Annotated in this window: 18 protein-coding genes; 11 read left to right on the top strand and 7 right to left on the bottom strand. The window is 59.8% G+C overall.

Going from position 1 to position 20,122, the window contains the following annotated elements:
* Window positions 1–23: 23 nt before the first annotated feature.
* Genes ICY20_RS00790 through ICY20_RS00775 form a run of 4 tightly spaced genes read left to right on the top strand, consistent with a single transcriptional unit; the run spans window position 24 to window position 3,906 of the window.
* The gene (locus ICY20_RS00790; protein WP_003171721.1) at window positions 24–1,034 is read left to right on the top strand and encodes an ABC transporter permease subunit; all 1,011 of its coding nucleotides are present in this window, start codon (window positions 24–26) and stop codon (window positions 1,032–1,034) included.
* Between the two features lie 10 nt (window positions 1,035–1,044).
* Window positions 1,045–1,956 (top strand): ABC transporter permease subunit, encoded by a 912-nt coding sequence (locus ICY20_RS00785; protein ID WP_032886481.1) that lies wholly within the window; start codon window positions 1,045–1,047, stop codon window positions 1,954–1,956.
* 10 nt (window positions 1,957–1,966) lie between these two features.
* Complete coding sequence (locus ICY20_RS00780) at window positions 1,967–2,935, top strand: ABC transporter ATP-binding protein (protein ID WP_122487499.1); 969 nt, start codon at window positions 1,967–1,969, stop codon at window positions 2,933–2,935.
* Entirely contained in the window at window positions 2,935–3,906 is a 972-nt protein-coding gene (locus ICY20_RS00775; RefSeq protein ID WP_159960652.1) for a peptide ABC transporter ATP-binding protein, read from the top strand. Before ICY20_RS00780 ends, ICY20_RS00775 begins: the two co-directional genes overlap by 1 nt.
* Before the next feature lie 112 nt (window positions 3,907–4,018).
* On the opposite strand, the gene ICY20_RS00770 is transcribed toward ICY20_RS00775, so the two are convergent.
* The 3 genes from ICY20_RS00770 to ICY20_RS00760 form a co-directional block, all read right to left on the bottom strand.
* Window positions 4,019–4,270, bottom strand: coding sequence for a hypothetical protein (locus ICY20_RS00770; RefSeq protein ID WP_159960654.1), 252 nt, complete (start codon window positions 4,268–4,270; stop codon window positions 4,019–4,021).
* A 97-nt stretch (window positions 4,271–4,367) separates the two neighbouring features.
* Window positions 4,368–4,613 carry a hypothetical protein gene (locus ICY20_RS00765; protein ID WP_159960656.1) on the bottom strand — a complete coding sequence of 82 codons (246 nt, stop codon included), beginning with the start codon at window positions 4,611–4,613 and terminating at the stop codon, window positions 4,368–4,370.
* Window positions 4,614–4,856: 243 nt separating this feature from the next.
* Window positions 4,857–6,440 carry a peptide chain release factor 3 gene (locus ICY20_RS00760; protein WP_138816866.1) on the bottom strand — a complete coding sequence of 528 codons (1,584 nt, stop codon included), beginning with the start codon at window positions 6,438–6,440 and terminating at the stop codon, window positions 4,857–4,859.
* 331 nt (window positions 6,441–6,771) lie between these two features.
* On the opposite strand from ICY20_RS00760, the gene ICY20_RS00755 reads away from it, so the two are divergent.
* The 5 genes from ICY20_RS00755 (at window position 6,772) to ICY20_RS00735 (ending at window position 12,498) form a co-directional block, all read left to right on the top strand.
* Window positions 6,772–7,488, top strand: coding sequence for an ABC transporter permease (locus ICY20_RS00755; RefSeq protein WP_159960658.1), 717 nt, complete (start codon window positions 6,772–6,774; stop codon window positions 7,486–7,488).
* A 20-nt stretch (window positions 7,489–7,508) separates the two neighbouring features.
* A complete protein-coding gene (locus ICY20_RS00750; protein WP_159960659.1) occupies window positions 7,509–8,402 on the top strand; it encodes a glycine betaine ABC transporter substrate-binding protein in 894 nt (297 codons plus the stop codon).
* 12 nt (window positions 8,403–8,414) lie between these two features.
* Window positions 8,415–9,068, top strand: a complete 654-nt coding sequence (locus ICY20_RS00745; protein WP_010565549.1) for an ABC transporter permease — start codon at window positions 8,415–8,417, stop codon at window positions 9,066–9,068.
* A complete protein-coding gene (locus ICY20_RS00740; protein WP_159960663.1) occupies window positions 9,065–10,222 on the top strand; it encodes an osmoprotectant ABC transporter ATP-binding protein OsmV in 1,158 nt (385 codons plus the stop codon). Before ICY20_RS00745 ends, ICY20_RS00740 begins: the two co-directional genes overlap by 4 nt.
* Window positions 10,223–11,334: 1,112 nt before the next feature.
* Window positions 11,335–12,498 carry a type III PLP-dependent enzyme gene (locus ICY20_RS00735; protein ID WP_122489587.1) on the top strand — a complete coding sequence of 388 codons (1,164 nt, stop codon included), beginning with the start codon at window positions 11,335–11,337 and terminating at the stop codon, window positions 12,496–12,498.
* Window positions 12,499–12,569: 71 nt separating this feature from the next.
* On the opposite strand, the gene ICY20_RS00730 is transcribed toward ICY20_RS00735, so the two are convergent.
* From ICY20_RS00730 to ICY20_RS00715, 4 genes are all read right to left on the bottom strand, one after another.
* Window positions 12,570–12,971: a type II toxin-antitoxin system HicB family antitoxin gene (locus ICY20_RS00730; RefSeq protein ID WP_159960665.1), complete on the bottom strand. Its 402-nt coding sequence runs from the start codon at window positions 12,969–12,971 to the stop codon at window positions 12,570–12,572.
* Between the two features lie 55 nt (window positions 12,972–13,026).
* Window positions 13,027–13,209, bottom strand: a complete 183-nt coding sequence (locus tag ICY20_RS00725) for a type II toxin-antitoxin system HicA family toxin (RefSeq protein ID WP_122489585.1) — start codon at window positions 13,207–13,209, stop codon at window positions 13,027–13,029.
* A 190-nt stretch (window positions 13,210–13,399) separates the two neighbouring features.
* A complete protein-coding gene (locus ICY20_RS00720) occupies window positions 13,400–14,149 on the bottom strand; it encodes a tetratricopeptide repeat protein (RefSeq protein WP_194936738.1) in 750 nt (249 codons plus the stop codon).
* A gap of 1 nt (window position 14,150) precedes the next feature.
* Window positions 14,151–14,831 carry a Fe2+-dependent dioxygenase gene (locus ICY20_RS00715; protein ID WP_194936737.1) on the bottom strand — a complete coding sequence of 227 codons (681 nt, stop codon included), beginning with the start codon at window positions 14,829–14,831 and terminating at the stop codon, window positions 14,151–14,153.
* A gap of 205 nt (window positions 14,832–15,036) precedes the next feature.
* Between ICY20_RS00715 and ICY20_RS00710 the strand changes: the two genes are divergently transcribed.
* Together ICY20_RS00710 and ICY20_RS00705 are read left to right on the top strand one after the other, a co-directional pair.
* The gene (locus tag ICY20_RS00710) at window positions 15,037–17,343 is read left to right on the top strand and encodes a TonB-dependent receptor (RefSeq protein ID WP_194936736.1); all 2,307 of its coding nucleotides are present in this window, start codon (window positions 15,037–15,039) and stop codon (window positions 17,341–17,343) included.
* A 136-nt stretch (window positions 17,344–17,479) separates the two neighbouring features.
* A complete protein-coding gene (locus ICY20_RS00705) occupies window positions 17,480–20,005 on the top strand; it encodes a PepSY domain-containing protein (protein WP_194936735.1) in 2,526 nt (841 codons plus the stop codon).
* Window positions 20,006–20,122: the final 117 nt, after the last annotated feature.

The following is a 20,122-nucleotide window of genomic DNA, read 5'->3' as shown; positions in this document are numbered from 1 at the left end:
GGCTGATTGAGGTACACGACAAGATGTTTAGTTTTATTGCCCGCCGATTGGGGTTATTGATCCCCACGTTTTTCGGCATCACGTTGCTCACGTTTGCGTTGATACGCATGATCCCTGGCGACCCCGTCGAAGTCATGATGGGCGAGCGGCGCGTCGACCCCGAGATGCACGCACAGGCAATGGAACGCCTTGGCCTTAACAAGCCGCTGTACGCGCAATACCTGGACTACGTCGGCAAGCTCGCCCAAGGCGACCTTGGCGAATCCCTGCGTACCCGCACCAGCGTGTGGACCGAGTTCACCGCCCTGTTCCCCGCGACCCTGGAACTGTCCATGGCCGCCCTGTTGTTCGCCGGTATCCTGGGCTTGTTGGCCGGGGTGATCGCGGCCTTGAAGCGAGGGTCCCTGTTCGACCATGGGGTGATGGGCATCTCCCTGGCGGGATATTCGATGCCGATCTTCTGGTGGGGCCTGATCCTGATCATGTTCTTCTCGGTAAGCCTGGGTTGGACCCCGGTTTCCGGGCGTATCGACCTGCTCTACGACATCGAGCCGCGCACCGGCTTCATGCTGATCGACACCCTGCTGGCTGACGAACCTGACGCCTTCTGGGACGCGCTGCACCACTTGATCCTGCCGGCCATCGTGCTGGGCACCATCCCGCTGGCAGTAATTGCGCGGATGACCCGCTCATCGATGCTCGAAGTACTGCGCGAAGACTACATCCGTACCGCCAAGGCCAAAGGCCTGTCGCCGGCACGCGTGGTGTTCGTCCACGGCCTGCGCAACGCGCTGATTCCGGTACTGACCGTGGTCGGTCTGCAAGTCGGCACGCTGTTGGCGGGCGCGGTACTGACCGAAACCATCTTCTCGTGGCCCGGCATCGGCAAATGGCTGATCGAAGCCATTGGCGCGCGGGACTACCCGGTGGTGCAAAACGGCATTTTGCTGATCGCCTGTCTGGTGATCCTGGTGAACTTCGTGGTGGACATCCTCTACGGCTTCGCCAACCCACGCATCCGTCACCAGCGCTGAGATCATGACCATGACCACACCTACTCCCGTGTCAGCAGTCGATCAAAGCCTGCTGTACCCGTCCCCGTACAAAGAATTCTGGCAAGCCTTTTCCAAAAACAAAGGCGCGGTTGCCGGCCTGTTTTTCATGTTGCTGATCGTGTTCTGCGCGATTTTCGCCCCTTGGGTCGCGCCGCATAACCCGAGCGAGCAATACCGTGACTTCCTGCTGACCCCGCCGTCGTGGCTGGAAGGCGGGCAGATCCAGTTCCTGCTCGGTACCGATGAACTGGGCCGTGACTTGCTCTCGCGCCTGATCCAGGGCTCTCGCCTGTCGTTGCTGATCGGTTTGTCGTCGGTGGTGATGTCGCTGATTCCGGGCATCCTGCTGGGCTTGTTCGCCGGCTTCTTCCCGCGCTTGCTCGGCCCGACCATCATGCGCTTGATGGACATCATGCTCGCCCTGCCCTCGCTGCTGCTGGCCGTTGCCATTGTCGCGATCCTCGGCCCTGGCCTGATCAACACTGTGATCGCCATCGCCATCGTTTCGTTGCCGTCCTATGTGCGCCTGACCCGCGCAGCGGTGATGGGCGAACTGAACCGTGACTACGTGACCGCCGCCCGCCTCGCTGGCGCCGGCTTGCCACGCCTGATGTTCATCACCGTGCTGCCCAACTGCATGGCGCCGCTGATCGTGCAGGCGACCCTGAGTTTCTCTTCGGCGATTCTCGATGCCGCCGCGCTGGGCTTCCTCGGCCTTGGCGTACAACCGCCAACCCCTGAGTGGGGCACCATGCTGGCCTCGGCCCGTGACTACATCGAACGCGCCTGGTGGGTAGTGAGTTTGCCGGGTTTGACCATTTTGCTCAGCGTGCTGGCAATCAACTTGATGGGTGACGGCCTGCGCGATGCGCTGGACCCAAAACTCAAGAACGCCGCCTGAGGAGATTCCCATGTCACTGTTAGAAATCAAGAATCTCAACGTGCGCTTCGGCGACAAGACTGCCGTACCGGTAGTCGATGGCCTCGACATTTCGGTCGACAAGGGCGAAGTACTGGCGATCGTTGGCGAGTCGGGCTCGGGTAAATCCGTGACCATGATGGCGCTGATGGGCCTGATCGAGCACCCCGGCATCGTCACCGCCGACGCGCTAACCTTTGACGGCAAGGATATGCTCAAACTGAGCAACCGCCAGCGCCGCCAGATCGTCGGCAAAGATCTGGCGATGGTCTTCCAAGACCCGATGACCGCGCTGAACCCCAGCTACACCGTGGGTTTCCAGATTGAAGAAGTGCTGCGCCTGCACCTGAAAATGTCCGGCAAGCAAGCGCGCAAGCGTGCCATCGAACTGTTGGAAAAGGTCGAAATCCCCGGCGCCGCCAGCCGCATGGACGCCTACCCGCACCAACTGTCCGGCGGTATGAGCCAGCGTGTTGCAATCGCCATGGCGATTGCCGGCGAACCGAAACTGCTGATCGCCGATGAACCGACCACCGCGTTGGACGTGACCATCCAGGCGCAGATCATGGAGCTGCTGCTGGCCCTGCAAAAAGAGCAGAACATGGGCCTGGTACTCATCACCCACGACCTCGCAGTGGTGGCTGAAACCGCCCAGCGCGTGTGCGTGATGTATGCCGGCCAAGCCGTTGAAGTTGGCCAGGTGCCGCAGTTGTTCGACATCCCGGCACACCCTTACAGCGAAGCACTGCTCAAGGCGATTCCCGAGCACAGCCTGGGCGCCACGCGTCTGGCCACGCTGCCCGGCATCGTTCCGGGCCGTTATGACCGCCCGCAAGGTTGCCTGCTGTCGCCGCGCTGCCCGTATGTGCAGGAGAGCTGCCGTACCCAGCGCCCGGGTCTTGACCCGAAAACCAACAGCCTTGCGCGCTGCTTCTACCCCTTGAACCAGGAGGTGGCGTAATGGCCGTCGTTCTTACCGCCCGCGACCTGACCCGTCACTATGAAGTGTCCCGTGGCCTGTTCAAGGGCCACGCCACGGTCCGCGCCCTCAATGGTGTGTCCTTCGAGCTGGAAGCTGGCAAGACCCTCGCGGTGGTTGGCGAGTCGGGTTGCGGCAAATCCACCCTCGCCCGTGCGCTCACGCTGATTGAAGAGCCATCTTCGGGCTCGTTGAAAATCGCCGGCCAGGAAGTCGCCGGCGCCGACAAGGCCCAGCGCAAACAACTGCGCAAAGACGTGCAGATGGTGTTCCAGAGCCCGTATGCCTCGTTGAACCCACGGCAGAAAGTCGGTGATCAACTGGGCGAGCCGCTGCTGATCAACACCAACCTGTCTGCCGCCGAACGCCGCGAAAAAGTGCAGGCGATGATGAAGCAAGTGGGCCTGCGCCCCGAGCACTACCACCGTTACCCGCACATGTTCTCCGGCGGCCAGCGCCAGCGTATCGCCCTGGCTCGCGCCATGATGCTGCAACCTAAAGTGCTGGTGGCGGATGAACCGACTTCGGCGCTGGACGTGTCGATCCAGGCCCAGGTGCTCAACCTGTTCATGGACTTGCAGCAGGAATTCAACACCGCCTACGTGTTCATTTCCCACAACCTCGCGGTGGTGCAACACGTGGCCGACGACGTGATGGTGATGTACCTCGGCCGCCCGGTTGAAGTCGGCCCCAAGGAAGACATCTACGCCCGCCCGCTGCACCCGTACACCCAGGCGCTGCTGTCGGCCACCCCGACCATCCACCCGGACCCGAACAAGCCGAAGATCAAGATCGTCGGCGAGTTGCCCAACCCGCTGAACCCGCCGCCTGGCTGTGCGTTTCACAAGCGCTGCCCGTATGCGACGGCGCGGTGCAGCACCGAGGAGCCGCAATTGCGGGCGCTGGATAACCGCCAAGTGGCTTGCCACTATGCGGAGCAATTCGTGGCGTGACCCGCAACAAAAATGCCCTGGCGGATTAAGCCCAGGGCATTGCATGCGTTCTACTGCCCCACCCGTCGGATTGCGCATCAGTCCGGTAGATGGGGCTTTTTTTCGCCTCGGCTCAGGTATCGCTGTCACCTTCGCTGCCGCCGTCATCATCGTCCGGCGGGGCTTGCTGGTCGTCGTCATCTTCGGAGCCGCCTTGGCCTTTGTCGCCGGCTTCTGACTCGCTCTTGGCCAACTGCAAGTTCTTAGCCGCCACAAACCCAGGCGCCTGGTTCTGCACGGGGGTATTGGCCCATGCAGTGGCAGTGCCCAGCGTTAATAGAACCAACACTTTCAACAACAGCACTAAACGTTGAAAAATAGTCATGGTCGATTTCCGTCCAGTCAGTGAATCACGTGCGCCAGCGTTCGACCGGCGCTGTCAATCAAGCTAGTTCCGTTCCAGGGTTTGCGCCAATCGCTGATCAGGTATCGCCGTCGTCGTAGGTTTCGCTGTCTTCCCCTTCGTTATAGGGGTTTTCGGCGTCTTCCTTGGGCGCAGGTTGGGCCTGGGGCTTCCAACTGCCGGAGTTGACCTCGTTCTGCTTGCGCTTGGTGACGGGGCCAGTGTCTTTCCATTGGGGTGTGCCGGCGTCGGCCAGCGCTGGGAGGGTGGGTAATGCCAGGCCGGCGAGTAGAACCAGATGGATAACGCGTTGAATGCTAAACACAGCGGTCTCCTTTAGGGTCAGTGGGTAAAAACTAGACCCGATATACGGTTCTCGCCAATGCCAAGCCTAGTGAAGACCAAACTGTGGGAGCTGGCTTGCCTGCGATAGCGGTGGGTCAGCTTGCATATTGGCGACTGATACACCGTTATCGCAGGCAAGCCAGCTCCCACAGTTTTGATTTGTGTTGGGCATGAAAAAGGGTGAAGCCATCACGGCTTCACCCTTCTTCTTACCGCTCAGACCTTAATGGTGCTCGCGGGTCGCGCGGAACTTCACATCCGGCCACCGCTCCTCCATCAACGCCAGGTTCACCCGGGTCGGGGCTAGGTAGGTCAGGTGACCACCGCCGTCGATCGCGAGGTTTTCCACGGCCTTGTTGGAGAACTCTTCCAGCTTCTTCTTATCGCTGCAATCGATCCAGCGCGCGGAGTACACGGTGATCGGCTCATACGAGCACTCGACCTTGTATTCCTCTTTCAAACGGCTGGCGACCACATCGAACTGCAGCACACCGACGGCGCCGAGGATGATGTCGTTGCTGCGCTCGGGGAAGAACACCTGTGTGGCGCCCTCTTCCGCCAGTTGCTGCAAACCTTGGCGCAGTTGCTTGGATTTCAGCGGATCGCGCAGGCGTACGCGGCGGAACAGTTCCGGGGCGAAGTGCGGGATACCGGTGAAGCCCAGCGCTTCGCCTTCGGTGAAGGTGTCGCCGATCTGGATAGTGCCATGGTTGTGCAGGCCGATGATGTCGCCGGCGTAGGCTTCTTCGAGCTGTTCACGCTCGGAGGAGAAGAACGTCAGGGCGTCGCCGATGCGTACGTCCTTGCCGGTGCGCACGTGGCGCATCTTCATGCCTTTTTCGTATCGCCCGGAGCAGATGCGCATGAACGCGATGCGGTCGCGGTGCTTGGGGTCCATGTTCGCCTGGATCTTGAACACAAAGCCGGTGAATTTCTCTTCAACCGGCTCGACGGTGCGCTCGTTGGCCACACGGGCCAGAGGCTTTGGCGCCCAGTCGACGACTGCGTCGAGTACATGGTCCACACCGAAGTTGCCCAACGCGGTCCCGAAGAAAACTGGGGTCAGTTGGCCGTCCAGGAACTCCTGCTGGTTGAACTCATGGCAGGCGCCCTGCACCAGTTCCAACTGGTCAACAAAACGGTCGTACTCGTCACCCAGGTGGGCGCGGGCTTCGTCCGAGTCGAGTTTCTCGATGATCTTGGTTTCGGTGCGCTCATGACCGTGGCCGGCGGTGTAGACAATGATGTAGTCGTCGGCCAGGTGGTACACACCCTTGAAGTCGCGGTAGCAACCAATCGGCCAGGTGATCGGCGCGGCCTTGATCTTCAGGACGGCTTCGATTTCATCCAACAGCTCGATGGGGTCGCGGATGTCGCGGTCGAGTTTGTTGATGAAGCTGACGATGGGCGTGTCGCGCAGGCGGCACACGTCCATCAGCGCGATGGTACGTGGCTCGACGCCTTTACCGCCGTCGAGCACCATCAGCGCCGAGTCCACCGCGGTCAGGGTGCGGTAGGTGTCTTCGGAGAAGTCTTCGTGGCCCGGGGTGTCGAGCAGGTTGACCATGTGGTCGCGATACGGGAACTGCATGACCGACGTGGTAATGGAAATACCCCGTTGCTTCTCCATTTCCATCCAGTCGGATGTTGCATGGCGGTCGGATTTGCGGGATTTCACCGTGCCAGCCACCGCGATTGCCTTGCCCATCAGCAAGAGTTTCTCGGTGATGGTGGTTTTACCGGCATCGGGGTGGGAAATAATGGCGAAAGTGCGGCGTTTCGCGACTTCGGCGGCCTGGTGGGTCATGGGAAATCGCCTGGCAGGTGAGTCAAAAAAGGGCGGCGAGTATAGCGCAAACCCAAGGGGCCGGACCACCGTTCACCCGATTGGGGGTGGCTAAATGCTGCCAAGTATGGAACCTTTTAAAAGGTCGAGACGTCCACTCCCCTGCTAACGCACTCGGAACAGGGGCTGAAAAATCAGCAAGTTAGCCTGACGAGGCTGCGCTCATGGCTCGGATTAATACCGCGTTGCCGGTATGGACGAGCTGCTTTTCGCGATCACATTCGCCGACAGCCAGGAATGGCATTGCCGCTCGGAAATGTGCTCGCCGACAGAAGAAAAAAGGAGTCCGCCTGTGGCTATTCGCTATGGCAAAGGGCTGATAGGAGGTGCGGTTGTCGTCGCCCTCTTGGCCCTGCTGGTCCACTGGATCGGCATCAACACGATCGAACTGTACCGCGACGATTTGTTGTTTTACCTGCAAGCTCATTTGATCCTTGTTCTAGTCTCCATGCTGGCAGCCCTGATTGTGGGCATCCCCGCCGGTATCCTGCTCAGCCGACCGAACATGGTCGGGCGCGCAGAGCGCTTCATGCAGATTTTCAACATCGGCAACACCGTCCCTCCCCTGGCCGTACTGGCCATCGCGCTTGGCGTACTCGGCATCGGCAGCGGCCCGGCGATCTTCGCCCTGTTCCTCGCCTCCCTCCTGCCCATCGTGCGCAACACCTACGAAGGCCTCAAAAACGTCCAGGGCTCCCTGAAAGAAGCCGCCACCGGCATCGGCATGACGCCGCGCCAGGTGCTGCTTCGCGTGGAACTGCCCAACGCTGTGCCGATCATCATCGGTGGTGTGCGCGTGGCCCTGGCAATCAACGTAGGTACCGCCCCGCTGGCGTTCCTGATTGGCGCCAACAGCCTGGGCAGTCTGATCTTCCCTGGCATCGCCCTGAACAATCAGCCGCAATTGCTACTCGGCGCCGCGTGCACCGCGTTGCTGGCGTTGCTGCTTGACGGTCTGGTGACCATGGCCAGCCGCCTCTGGCTGGAACGCGGGTTGCGTCCGTCTTAAGGCTTGGCAAAGGAATTCACATGAAAAAACTATGCTTGATATTAGGCTGCGTCCTGCTGTGTGCAGGGTTTGCGCAAGCCGCCGAAAAACCGGTGATCCGTATCGGTGCCCGGGTGTTCACCGAACAGACCCTGCTGGCCGAAATCACCTCCCAGTACCTGCGCACCAAGGGTTACGACACTCGCGTGACCGGCGGCCTGGGCAGCAACCTGGCGCGCAGTGCCCAGGAAAGCGGGCAACTGGATTTGATCTGGGAATACACCGGCGTGTCGCTGGTGGCCTACAACCATGTCGACGAGAAACTCGACAGCGAACAATCCTACGCTCGGGTGAAAGAACTCGACGCGAAAAAAGGCCTGGTCTGGCTCTCGCCGTCGCGCTTCAGCAACACCTATGCCCTGGCGCTGCCAGAGAAAGTCGCGCAGGAACATCCTGAGATCAACAGCATCAGCGACCTGACCCAAGCCGTAGCGCAAGACGCCAAGGCCAATCGCCTGGTGGCTCTGGACACCGAGTTCGCCAACCGTTCCGACGGCCTGGCAGGCATGGTCAAGCTCTATGACATGAACCTGACCCGCAAAAACACTCGACAGATGGACGCCGGCCTGGTCTACACCGCACTGCGAAACGGCCAGGTATTCGCAGGCTTGGTCTACACCACCGACGGTCGCCTCAACGCGTTTAAATTGAAGCTGCTGGAAGACGACAAGCACTACTTCCCGGACTACACCGCCGCGCCAGTGATCCGTCAGGAGTATCTCGACAAGCACCCGCAACTGGCCGCCGAACTCAAGCCACTGGCCGCCCTGTTCGATGACGCAACCATGCGCCAGTTGAATGCGCGGGTCGACGTCGACCACGAAAGCCCCTCCGCTGTTGCCGCAGACTTCCTGCGCCAGCATCCGATCAACTAACGAGGAGAAGACATGGAATTTTTAAACGCCTTTTCCCATCTTGATTGGGCCCAAGTGCTGCATCTGACCGGGCAGCACATCACCCTGGTCGGCATTGCGGTCATCCTGGCTATCGTCGTGGGCGTGCCCCTGGGCGTGTTGATGACGCGCTTCCCGACCTTGGCCGGCCCGCTGCAAGCCAGCGCCACAGTGTTGCTGACCGTGCCGTCCATCGCGCTGTTCGGCCTGCTGCTGCCGTTTTACTCCAAATTCGGTCAAGGCCTGGGCCCGATGCCGGCGATCACCGCCGTGTTCCTTTACTCCCTATTGCCGATCATGCGTAACACCTACCTCGCCCTCACCGGCGTGGAACCGGGTATTCGCGAAGCCGCCAAAGGCATCGGCATGACCTTCGGCCAGCGCCTGCGCATGGTTGAACTGCCAATTGCCGTGCCGGTGATCCTCGCCGGTGTACGCACCGCCGTGGTGATGAACATCGGTGTAATGACCATCGCCGCCACCATCGGCGCCGGTGGCCTGGGTGTACTTATTCTGGCTTCCATCAGCCGCAGCGACATGTCGATGCTGATCGTTGGCGCCGTGCTGGTCAGTCTCCTGGCCATCTTCGCCGACCTGCTTTTGCAATGGCTGCAACGCTCGCTGACTCCAAAAGGATTGCTCAAATGATCGAACTTCAAAACCTGTCCAAGACCTTCCAAAGCAACGGCAAGACTGTAACGGCCGTCAACGATGTAAGCCTGACCGTTAACGAAGGCGAAATTTGCGTATTCCTCGGCCCTTCGGGTTGCGGCAAGAGCACCACGCTGAAAATGATCAACCGCCTGATCAAGCCCACCTCGGGCAAGATTTTGATCAACGGCGAAGACACCACCGACCTGGATGAGGTGACCCTGCGTCGCAACATCGGTTATGTGATCCAGCAGATCGGCCTGTTCCCCAACATGACCATCGAAGAAAACATCGTGGTCGTGCCGAAACTGCTCGGGTGGGACAAACAGAAATGCCACGACCGCGCCCGCGAGTTGATGAGCATGATCAAGCTGGAACCCAAGCAGTACCTGCATCGCTACCCGCGTGAATTGTCCGGAGGCCAGCAACAGCGTATCGGCGTGATCCGCGCCCTGGCGGCCGACGCCCCGTTGCTGCTGATGGACGAGCCGTTCGGCGCGGTCGACCCGATCAACCGCGAGATGATCCAGAACGAGTTCTTCGAGATGCAACGGGCGCTGAACAAGACCGTGATCATGGTCAGCCACGACATCGACGAAGCCATCAAGCTGGGTGACAAGATCGCAATCTTCCGTGCCGGCAAGCTGCTGCAAATCGACCATCCGGACACCCTGCTGGCGCACCCGGCCGACGAGTTCGTCAGCAACTTCGTGGGCCAGGACAGCACCCTCAAGCGCCTGCTGCTGGTGAAAGCCGAAGACGCCGCCGACAACGCCCCGTCGGTCAGCCCGGAAACCCCGGTGGCTGATGCCTTGGAACTGATGGACGAAACCGACCGCCGCTATGTGGTCGTGACCTGTGCCGAGAACAAGGCGCTGGGTTACGTGCGACGTCGCGACCTGCACCGTCAGGCCGGCACCTGCGGCCAGTACCTGCGCGAGTTCAACGCCACGGCGGCGTATGACGAGCATTTGCGCATCCTGCTGTCGCGCATGTACGAGTTCAACCGCTCGTGGTTGCCGGTGATGGATGCGGAGCGGGTGTTCCTCGGGGAGGTGACGCAGGAGTCGATTGCTGAGTACCTGAGTTCGGGTAAATCCCGTGGGGGCAAGACCAGTATCGTCTCGCCTGCCGAGACTGCGTTGGCCTGATTCCCCGTGCGTGTACCGCGCACTCACTCTAGTGAGTGCGCGGTTTTGTGCATGTTACGTCGCACAGCCCCATTTTACAGACATAATAATAAAACCATTCTTTATCACCGTTCCTTCTAAAAAACTGTCATTTATCACAGTAGTCCACTCGCACAAATCACAACATAGTTAGCTTGGATATATATCCGCCTTGCGCTGAACAACGAATCCAACTACTGAGTGAGAAACGTGATCATGGACAAAAAACCAGACATTGATAAAACCGAAGAGAATGGCACCTCCGTCGAATACAGCACAACCAACGTACCCGGCACAGTGGGCATGGGGTATACAAGGGAACTCAACATTAGTAGAGGCGGTCAGATCAACGGCGATCTCTACTGGCAACACGCCCCAACCGGTTACGCCCACGATACTCAAGGCAGGCCGATACCGGACCGCGAGCTTACTTTCGTATGGTCCGTGAGCTCAACCGGCCCCGCTGTTCGCATAGGCACAGCAGCTCCTAGCTCTGCACACGCGAGACTTTACGCCACAAACTTACCTACTGGGACTTTTAGACTAACAGTCAGTGTTTACATACAAAGTCACCCAAACGTAAAGGCCAGCGTAACAATCACTGTTAATGCACTCTAAACCCGGCAATTTTATTATTAGCACTCATCGTGCCGGTTATAGCGAATGCTGCCACCGGCGCAGATGGGTCTGCCCAACCAATGCCATTTTCATTGAGGCGAGGTCAGCACAATCCTCGACTTCATAGCGCGAAGGCCTGCCAGTAATCATCCCGCCCGCAGGAACATCACACGTTCACAAAGGTCCGTTAAAAAGGGACCGAACCCTCCCCGCGACGAATGCGTGCAAAAACACGACATTTTTTGTTGATCCCACGCCCATCAAGCCCTAAAGTTCGCGCCGAACGTCCATGCTGGAAACGATCCATCCGGCTCAAGTACTGACGACGAGACAGCAAGGCCAAGGGAAGCGGTACCTCCCGTGGCCTTTTTGCTTTCGGCGACATGCCTTGGGAAGTAGGCGAACCAAAGTGGGGATACGGAGGACGTTCATTTGCACCCATTGATCAATCTAGTTTGCCCTTAGGAGTCTCCAGCATGTCGATCAACGTCGAAGATTATTTCGCGCGCGCCACCTTTGACAAAATGAAGGCGTTCGCCGACAAGCAAGAAACCCCGTTCGTGGTGATCGACACCGCGATGATCAGCCAGGCCTACGATGACCTGCGCGCCGGTTTCGAATTCGCCAAGGTTTATTACGCGGTCAAGGCCAACCCAGCGGTCGAGATCATCGACCTGCTCAAGGATAAGGGTTCGAGCTTCGACATCGCCTCGATCTATGAGCTGGACAAGGTGATGGACCGTGGCGTCAGCGCCGACCGTATCAGCTACGGCAACACCATCAAGAAATCCAAGGACATCCGCTACTTCTTTGAAAAAGGCGTGCGTCTGTTCTCCACCGACTCCGAAGCCGACCTGCGCAACATCGCCAAGGCTGCGCCGGGTTCGAAAGTGTATGTGCGTATCCTCACCGAAGGTTCGACCACGGCTGACTGGCCTTTGTCGCGCAAATTCGGCTGCCAGACCGACATGGCCATGGACCTGCTGATCCTGGCCCGTGACCTGGGCCTGGTGCCGTACGGCATCTCGTTCCACGTGGGTTCCCAGCAGCGCGACATCAGCGTGTGGGACGCCGCGATTGCCAAGGTCAAAGTGATCTTTGAGCGCCTGAAAGAAGAAGACAACATCCACCTCAAGCTGATCAACATGGGCGGCGGCTTCCCGGCCAACTACATCACCCGCACCAACAGCCTGGAAACCTACGCTGAAGAAATCATCCGCTTCCTCAAGGAAGATTTCGGCGACGACCTGCCGGAAATCATCCTGGAGCCGGGCCGTTCGTTGATCGCCAACGCCGGCATCCTGGTCAGTGAAGTGGTATTGGTTGCGCGTAAATCCCGTACCGCTGTCGAGCGTTGGGTGTACACGGATGTGGGCAAGTTCTCCGGCCTGATCGAAACCATGGACGAAGCCATCAAGTTCCCGATCTGGACCGAGAAGAAAGGCGAGATGGAAGAAGTCGTCATCGCCGGCCCTACCTGCGACAGCGCCGACATCATGTATGAGAACTACAAGTACGGCCTGCCGTTGAACCTGGCGATTGGTGATCGTTTGTACTGGTTGTCTACCGGTGCGTACACCACCAGCTACAGCGCGGTCGAGTTCAATGGGTTTCCGCCGTTGAAGTCGTTCTACGTCTAAGCGCGTCGGTAATTTTTAGCGGCAAGCTGCAAGAAGAAGCCCATGACATGTCATGGGCTTTTTTGTGTTCGCTACGCAGATAGTTCGCGCAATGCCGCTGTCGCCAGGAAGCCAGACCGCGATGCATAGCGATGATCCTTGTGCACGCGCTCGTCGATGCGCTGCAACAGGTGTTCCGGTAACGAAGCGTTGAACCTTACTGACTTACCCAAGTAAGGCGTGAGATCAAAATCGACTATCGCCCACACACCGCCTGCAAAATCGGGGTTATCCAAATGAGCATCCACCTCTTGCGCTTGGGGAAGCGGCTCCTGATCGGCGACTAACCCTTCAAGGTGCAGTGAAAGCGCCTCACGGACGTTGTCCAACGCCTCGGAAAAGGTCCCTCCCGCCGAGAAGCATCCCGGCGCATCCGGGACAGTCACGCTGTAATCCGAGTCAGCGTCTTTGTGTACCACCACTGGAAATTTCATTGTTCCTCCTTTGGACAGGCCACTGGGAGCCCGTCCAACGCATCAAGCGGGGTCATCACTTGATACCTGCTGATTTGAAAATACTATGCAGAGTGCCTTTAGCGATCTCTGACTTGGGATGAGGAACCGTTACTCGCCCTCGCTTTACCGGATGCTTGAACTGGTGATGACTGCCCTTCACCGCCACTTCAAACCAACCATCCGCCACCAGTCGTTCTATTACCTCTCGACTTCTCATCGCCTCACCCCATAGTGTGTAACCTACACACCGCCATATGACAATGGTTTTTACACACAAGACACACCAATGAAAAAGCCCGCTTAAACTTCAAGCGGGCTTGTGTGATGCGATGATGACGAAGCAAGAATTGCTTTCGCCAGAGAACTAATGTCAGTTTTTGTGCCTGACCCTGCCAGGGCCTAACGAGTCAGGAAAAGCTGATAGCGCGCTGCTGATAAGCCTCAGCCATTGCCCGAACCTGCGGATGATCCGCCGCTGCCAACGCCTTATACGCAGTGCGCAAAAACTTCAAATTCCCCCCCGCCAACGCCTTGCCCAACCACGCCAGCGCTTCGTCGACCTCGCCTCTGTCCGCCAACACCGCCGCGTAGCTAAACTGCCCGCGAAAGTCCCCGCCTTCGGCCGAGCGTCGATACCAGCTCACTGCCGCCTCCAGGTCCTGTGGGCAGAACCGACCGTCTTCCAGGTAACGCCCCAGTAGATTCATCGACTTGGCGTGGCCTTGTTCAGCCGCCAGGCGATAAAAATCCAGCGCTTGAGGTTGATCTTCGGCAACACCACGGCCGGTGGCCAGCAGGTTGGCGTAGTTGTACTGGGCCCAATCCAATCCGGCCTCGGCAGCGATGCGGTACTGCCGCGCAGCTTGCGCTTCATCCGCCGCGCCGCCCCAGCCATGCTCCAGGCAACGCCCGGCCATATTGCGCGCCATCAAGTGCCCGCCTTGCGCCGCGATCTGGAACCAGCGCAGTGCCAGCGCTTCGTCCTGGGCAATGCCTCGACCTTCCAGCAGGATCTGCCCCAGCAACGCCTGGGCATCGACCACGCCTTCTTTCGCCGCGATCAGGATGGCCTGGGCCGCGCGCACCGGGGAGTCGTCAAGCATGCTTTGCAATTGCTCGACGTTGAGCACTTCTTCACGACGCAGCAAAAAGCCCATGTCAGACCTCAGCCCAGCGGCGCAGCAGGTTGTGATAAGTGCCAGTCAGCTGGATCAGCGCCGGGTGGTCGGGCACATCGGCGGTGAGTTGCTGGATCGCGCCGTCCATTTCAAACAGCAGGGTGCGTTGGCTGTCTTCACGCACCAGGCTTTGGGTCCAGAAGAACGAGGCATAACGCGCGCCACGGGTCACGGCGTTGACTTTGTGCAGGCTTGAGCCGGGGTACAGCACCATGTCGCCGGCGGGCAACTTGACCCGTTGCAGGCCGAAGGTGTCCTGGATCTCCAGCTCGCCGCCGTCGTATTCGTCGGGGTCGCTGAAAAACAAGGTGGACGACAGGTCGGTGCGCACCCGCTCAACACTGCCCCGCGCCTGGCGCACGGCATTGTCGACATGGAAGTCAAAGCTCTTGCCTTCGGTGTAGCAGTTGAACAGCGGCGGGAAGACCTTGTTGGGTAACGCCGCCGACATAAACAGCGGGTTTTTCCACAGCCGCTCCAGCATCGCCGCACCGATTTCCTTGGCCAGGGGGTGGCCTTCGGGTAATTGCAGGTTGTGTTTGGCCTTGGCCGACTGGTGCCCGGCGGTGATTTTGCCGTCGGCCCAATCGGTGGTTTCCAGGGCTTGGCGAATGCGCTGCACTTCCTCACGAGAGAACAGGCCGGGGATGTGCAGCAGCATGGGCAGTACCTGATTTCAGAGAGGCGTCAATGGTATTGATTCTTATCAAGCCTGTAAAACGCTGTAGACGAACGAGATCGTCATAACCGTAAGCAAAAAGTGTAAAGAATGTAAATTCAGTGCAATTAGCAATGTATCGCAATTGATAGAAATACTTGTTAACACTATATTCCGCGGCCTCACATCCTTGGGGAAAGGACACGTCATGTCGCGCACTTCAATAAAAACACCCGCCAGTTCACCGCGTCTGCTGGCTTCGGCCATCGGCGTTGCCCTCACTGCCAGCTCTGCCGCCCACTTGGCGCAGGCGGCTGAGGACACTGAACAGAAAGGCGAGCGCAACAGCATTTCACTTGGCGCCACCAGCATCACCGGCCAGGAACAGGACGAAACCTCCTACCAGGTGGAAAAAGCCTCTTCGCAGAAGTACACCGCGCCGTTGGTAGACACCCCACGCTCGGTCACCGTGGTGCCGCAGCAAGTGCTCAAGGACACCGCCGCCACCTCGCTGCAGGATGCCTTGCGCACCGTGCCGGGCATCACCTTCGGTGCCGGTGAAGGCGGCAACCCACAGGGCGACCGCCCTTTCATCCGTGGTTTTGACGCCCAAGGCGACACCTATCTGGACGGCGTGCGCGACACTGGCGGCCAGAGCCGTGAGATTTTCGACATCGAGTCCATCGAAGTCAGCAAAGGCCCGAACTCCTCGTTTGGCGGTCGCGGCTCGGCCGGTGGCAGCCTCAACCTGGTGAGCAAGACCCCACAAGCGCGGGACTTCACCAACGGTGGCTTCACCTACGGCTCCGACCAGACCCGCCGCTACGTGCTGGATGTGAACCGTCAGTTCCTGGATGACAGCGCTGCATTCCGCCTGAACCTGATGAGCCACGAACAAAACGTTGCAGGCCGCGACGCAGTCAACTACGACCGTTGGGGCGTAGCGCCGTCGCTGACCTTTGGCCTGGGCACCCCGACCCGCGTCAACCTCAGCTACTACCATATGGAAAGTAATGATCTGCCGGATTCGGGGATTCCATACGCTTACGGCAGCACCGCCTCAAACGCTGCCCACGTACACGACAAACCGATCGACGGCGGAGACAGCAGCAACTTCTACGGTTTGAAAGATCGAGACTTCCGCAAGACACGCGCCGATATCAGCACGGTCTCCATCGAACACGATTTGAACGACAACATGACGCTGAAAAATACTCTGCGCCATGGCAGCACGGGCCAGGATTACATCCTCACTCAACCTGACGACAGCCAGCACAACGTCAACCAGTTCGGTACCGTTTGGCGTCGTGCCAACACCCGTGTGTCGACCACCACCACGACCACCAACCAAACCGACCTGTTCGGCAGCTTCCAAGCGTTGGGCTTCAAGCACAGCTACTCCACCGGTTTGGAATTCACCGGCGAAGAAACCCGCGTCAGCGGCTATACCGTCACTCCGAATGCTAACCCGACCTGCACCGTGGCCGCCGGCAGCCTGGGTGGCCAGTGCACCTCGCTGAGCAACCCGAACCCGGACGACGCCTGGAACGGCACCATTGCGCGCAACTACATGGGCACCAACACCAAGGCCACCAGCCGCGCCGCCTATGTGTTCGATACCATCGAACTGGACCCCAAATGGCTGCTGAACGTCGGCCTGCGCTACGACACTTTCGACACCGAAGCCAACATCAACGCCGTGCCGACCTCCACCGTAAAGGCTCGCAGCAAGGTCAAGGACGACAGCCAATTCTTCAACTGGCAGGCCGGCCTGGTCTGGAAGCCACTGGATAACGGCAGCATCTACACCTCCTACGCCACATCGGCCTCGCCAGCCGGCGGCCTGGTGGGCGAAGGCGTCGACAACAACGCAATCCCGACCGGCATCAACACCAGCGACCTGCAACCGGAAGAAACCGTCAACTACGAACTGGGCACCAAGTGGGACCTGTTCCACAACCGCCTGTCGCTGTCGGCTGCGGTGTTCCGTACCGAGAAGAAAAACACCCGTATCCTCGTCAGTAACAACACTTACGAAACGGCCGGTGAATCCCGTGTCGACGGCCTGGAATTGTCCGCCAGCGGCAAGATCACCGAACAATGGCAAGTGTTCGCCGGCTACAGCTACTTGAAAGCCGAGCTGGTTGACCCAGGCAAAAACGGCAACCGCCAGGGCGTCGTCCAGACCGGCTCCAACAAGGGCAACCAGATGCCCAACACCCCGGAAAACTCGTTCAGCCTGTGGACCACCTACAACCTGACGCCGAAGCTGACCATCGGTGGCGGCGCGTTCTACGTCGACCAGGTTTACGGCGATGCGGCCAACACGGTTTACGTGCCGTCCTACACCCGCTACGACGCCATGGCCAGCTACAAGTTGACCAAGAACGTCGACCTGCAATTGAACGTGCAAAACCTGACTGACAAGACCTACTACGACAAGGCGTACGCCTCGCACTTTGCCAACCAGGCAGCCGGTCGCACGGCGCTGTTGTCCACCAGCTTCCACTTCTAAAAGCGGGCAGCAAAACGCTAAAAGCCCCACGCATCGGATGCGTGGGGCTTTTGCGTGTTAAACAGAATATTTCTCGATAACCCACGGCATAATGCGCGCCGTGACAATCACATCCAGATAGACGAGGCAGTCAGACGTGTTGAAGAAAACCCTGTTCCAGTTGCACTGGTTCTTCGGCATTACCGCTGGGCTGGTGCTGGCCTTGATGGGGATCACCGGGGCTGCGGTCTCGTTTCAGGATGAAATCCTGCGGGCGCTCAACCCCACCGTGCTGAGCGTCGAGAAGCGCGAGGCCGGTGTACTGCCGCCCGCTGAGCTGGTGCGCAAGCTTGAAGCCACCGAAGGCAAGACCGTGGCCATGCTCTGGGTAGAAAGCGAGAGCGGTAATGCCGCCCGCGTATTCTTCACCCCGCCACCCGGTGAGCGCCGTGGCCAGATGCGCTACTTCGACCCCTACACCGGCGACTACATGGGCGACGCCGTCGGCCAGGATGTGTTCGGTTTTGTCCTGCAACTGCACCGTTTCCTCGCCATGGGCGAAACCGGTCGTAATATCACCGGCGCTTGCACGCTGATCCTGGTGTTTTTCTGCCTCTCCGGCCTGTACCTGCGCTGGCCGCGCCAGGTGGCGAGCTGGCGCGTGTGGCTGACCCTGGACTGGCGCAAAAAAGGCCGCAGCTTCAATTGGGACCTGCACTCAGTGTTCGGCACCTGGTGCCTGCTGGCCTACCTGCTGGCGGCGCTGACCGGCCTGACCTGGTCCTACGATTGGTACAGCCAGGGCGTGACCAAACTGCTGTCCGACGCCCCGCAAAACGAGCCTATGCGCAAACGTGGCCCGCCGTCGTCAGGCCCGGCCCCCGTGGCCAATTACGATGCGATATGGAGCAGCATCTACAGCAATGCCGGCCCCGACCTGAGCGCCTACAACATCCGTATGCCAGCGGTTGCGGGGCAACCGGCCACCGTCTACTACCTGCTCAAGGATTCGCCCCACGACCGTGCGCTGAACCAGATCAACCTGGACCCGGCCACCGGTGAGGTGAAATCCCACGATCAGTACACCAGCAAGACGTTCAAGGCGCAGATCCTGACCAGCATCTATGCGCTGCACACCGGCAGTTATTTCGGCCTGGCGGGGCGCATCATTCTCACCGTCAGCTCACTGCTGATGCCGCTGTTCTTTATCACCGGCTGGCTGCTCTACCTGGACCGTCGTCGCAAAAAACGCCAGGTACGCGATGCCCGTAAAGGCCTCGGCGCCAACGCCAGCGATGCCCCGGCCTGGCTGATCGGCTTTGCCAGCCAGAGCGGTTTTGCCGAGCAACTCGCCTGGCAAACGGCGGGCCAATTGCAGGCCGCCGGGTTGCCGGTGAAGGTGCAGGCGCTGGGCAGCGTCAGCCAGGACGATCTGCGCCAGTCACAAAACGCGCTGTTTGTAGTGAGCACCTTTGGCGACGGCGAAGCGCCCGACAGCGCCCGCGGTTTCGAGCGTAGCGTGCTCGGCCAGGACCTGCCCCTCAAGGGCCTGAACTACTCGGTACTGGCCTTGGGTGATCGCCAGTACGAACATTTTTGCGGCTTTGCCCGTCGTCTGCATTTCTGGCTGACCAACCAGGGCGGCAACCCGTTGTTCGCCCCGGTGGAAGTCGACAGCGGCGACACCACTGCCCTGCTGCACTGGCAACAACAACTGGGCCAACTCACCGGCCACGCCCCCGCAGCGGCATGGCCGACGGCCCAGTATGAAAACTGGACGCTGACCCAACGCACCCTGCTCAACCGCGACAGCAGCGGCTCCGACGTCTATATGCTGGGGCTCACCCCCCCTTCGCCGCAGACCTGGCAAGCCGGCGACCTGGTGGAAGTGTTGCCACGCAATTGCCCATGGGCCATCGAGCACTTCCTCCAGGGCCTGGGCCTGGCCGGCAGCGACGGCGTGCTGATCGATGGTTTGGCCCACAGCCTCGACCAGGCCTTGGCCACTCGCCAACTCCCGACCCATCGCGCGCACCTGGTCGGTTTGCATGCCCAGGCGCTGGTGGACGCACTGGTGCCCTTGGGCATGCGCGAATACTCCATCGCCTCGATCGCAAGCGACGGCGTGCTGGAACTGATCGTGCGCCAGGAACGCCACCCCGACGGCAGCCTCGGTTTGGCGAGCGGCTGGCTCACCGAGTACGCCGCCCTCGGCACGGCCATCAACCTGCGCCTGCGCCGCAACAGCGGCTTCCACCTGCCCGATGCGCCCGTGCCGCTGATCCTGCTGGGCAACGGCACCGGCTTGGCCGGCCTGCGCAGCTTGCTCAAGGCCCGCATTGCCGATGGCCAGCAACGCAACTGGCTGTTGTTTGGCGAACGCAATATCGCCCACGACTTCCTCTGCCAGGACGAGCTGCAAGGTTGGCTGGCCAGTGGTGACCTGGCGCTGCTGGATCTGGCGTTTTCCCGTGATCAGGAAGAGAAGATCTACGTGCAGGATCGCCTGCGTGAGTCCGCCGAGGTGCTGCGTAAATGGCTGGCTGAAGGGGCCGCGATTTATGTGTGTGGCAGTTTGCAGGGGATGGCGACTGGGGTGGACCTGGCGTTGGTGGATATTCTGGGCAGTGAAGCCGTGGAACGCTTGATTGAACAGGGCCGTTATCGTCGGGATGTGTACTGACCTCTCCATGACAATGAAGATGTAAATGTGGGAGCTGGCTTGCCTGCGATAGCGGTGGGTCAGCTTGCACATTTGCTACTGATACACCGCTATCGCAGGCAAGCCAGCTCCCACAGG

The sequence above is a fragment of the Pseudomonas pisciculturae genome (genome assembly GCF_015461805.1).
GTDB lineage: Bacteria > Pseudomonadota > Gammaproteobacteria > Pseudomonadales > Pseudomonadaceae > Aquipseudomonas > Aquipseudomonas pisciculturae.
Note: the sequence above shows the minus strand (reverse complement) of the source record. Positions and strands in the feature narration are given on the sequence as shown.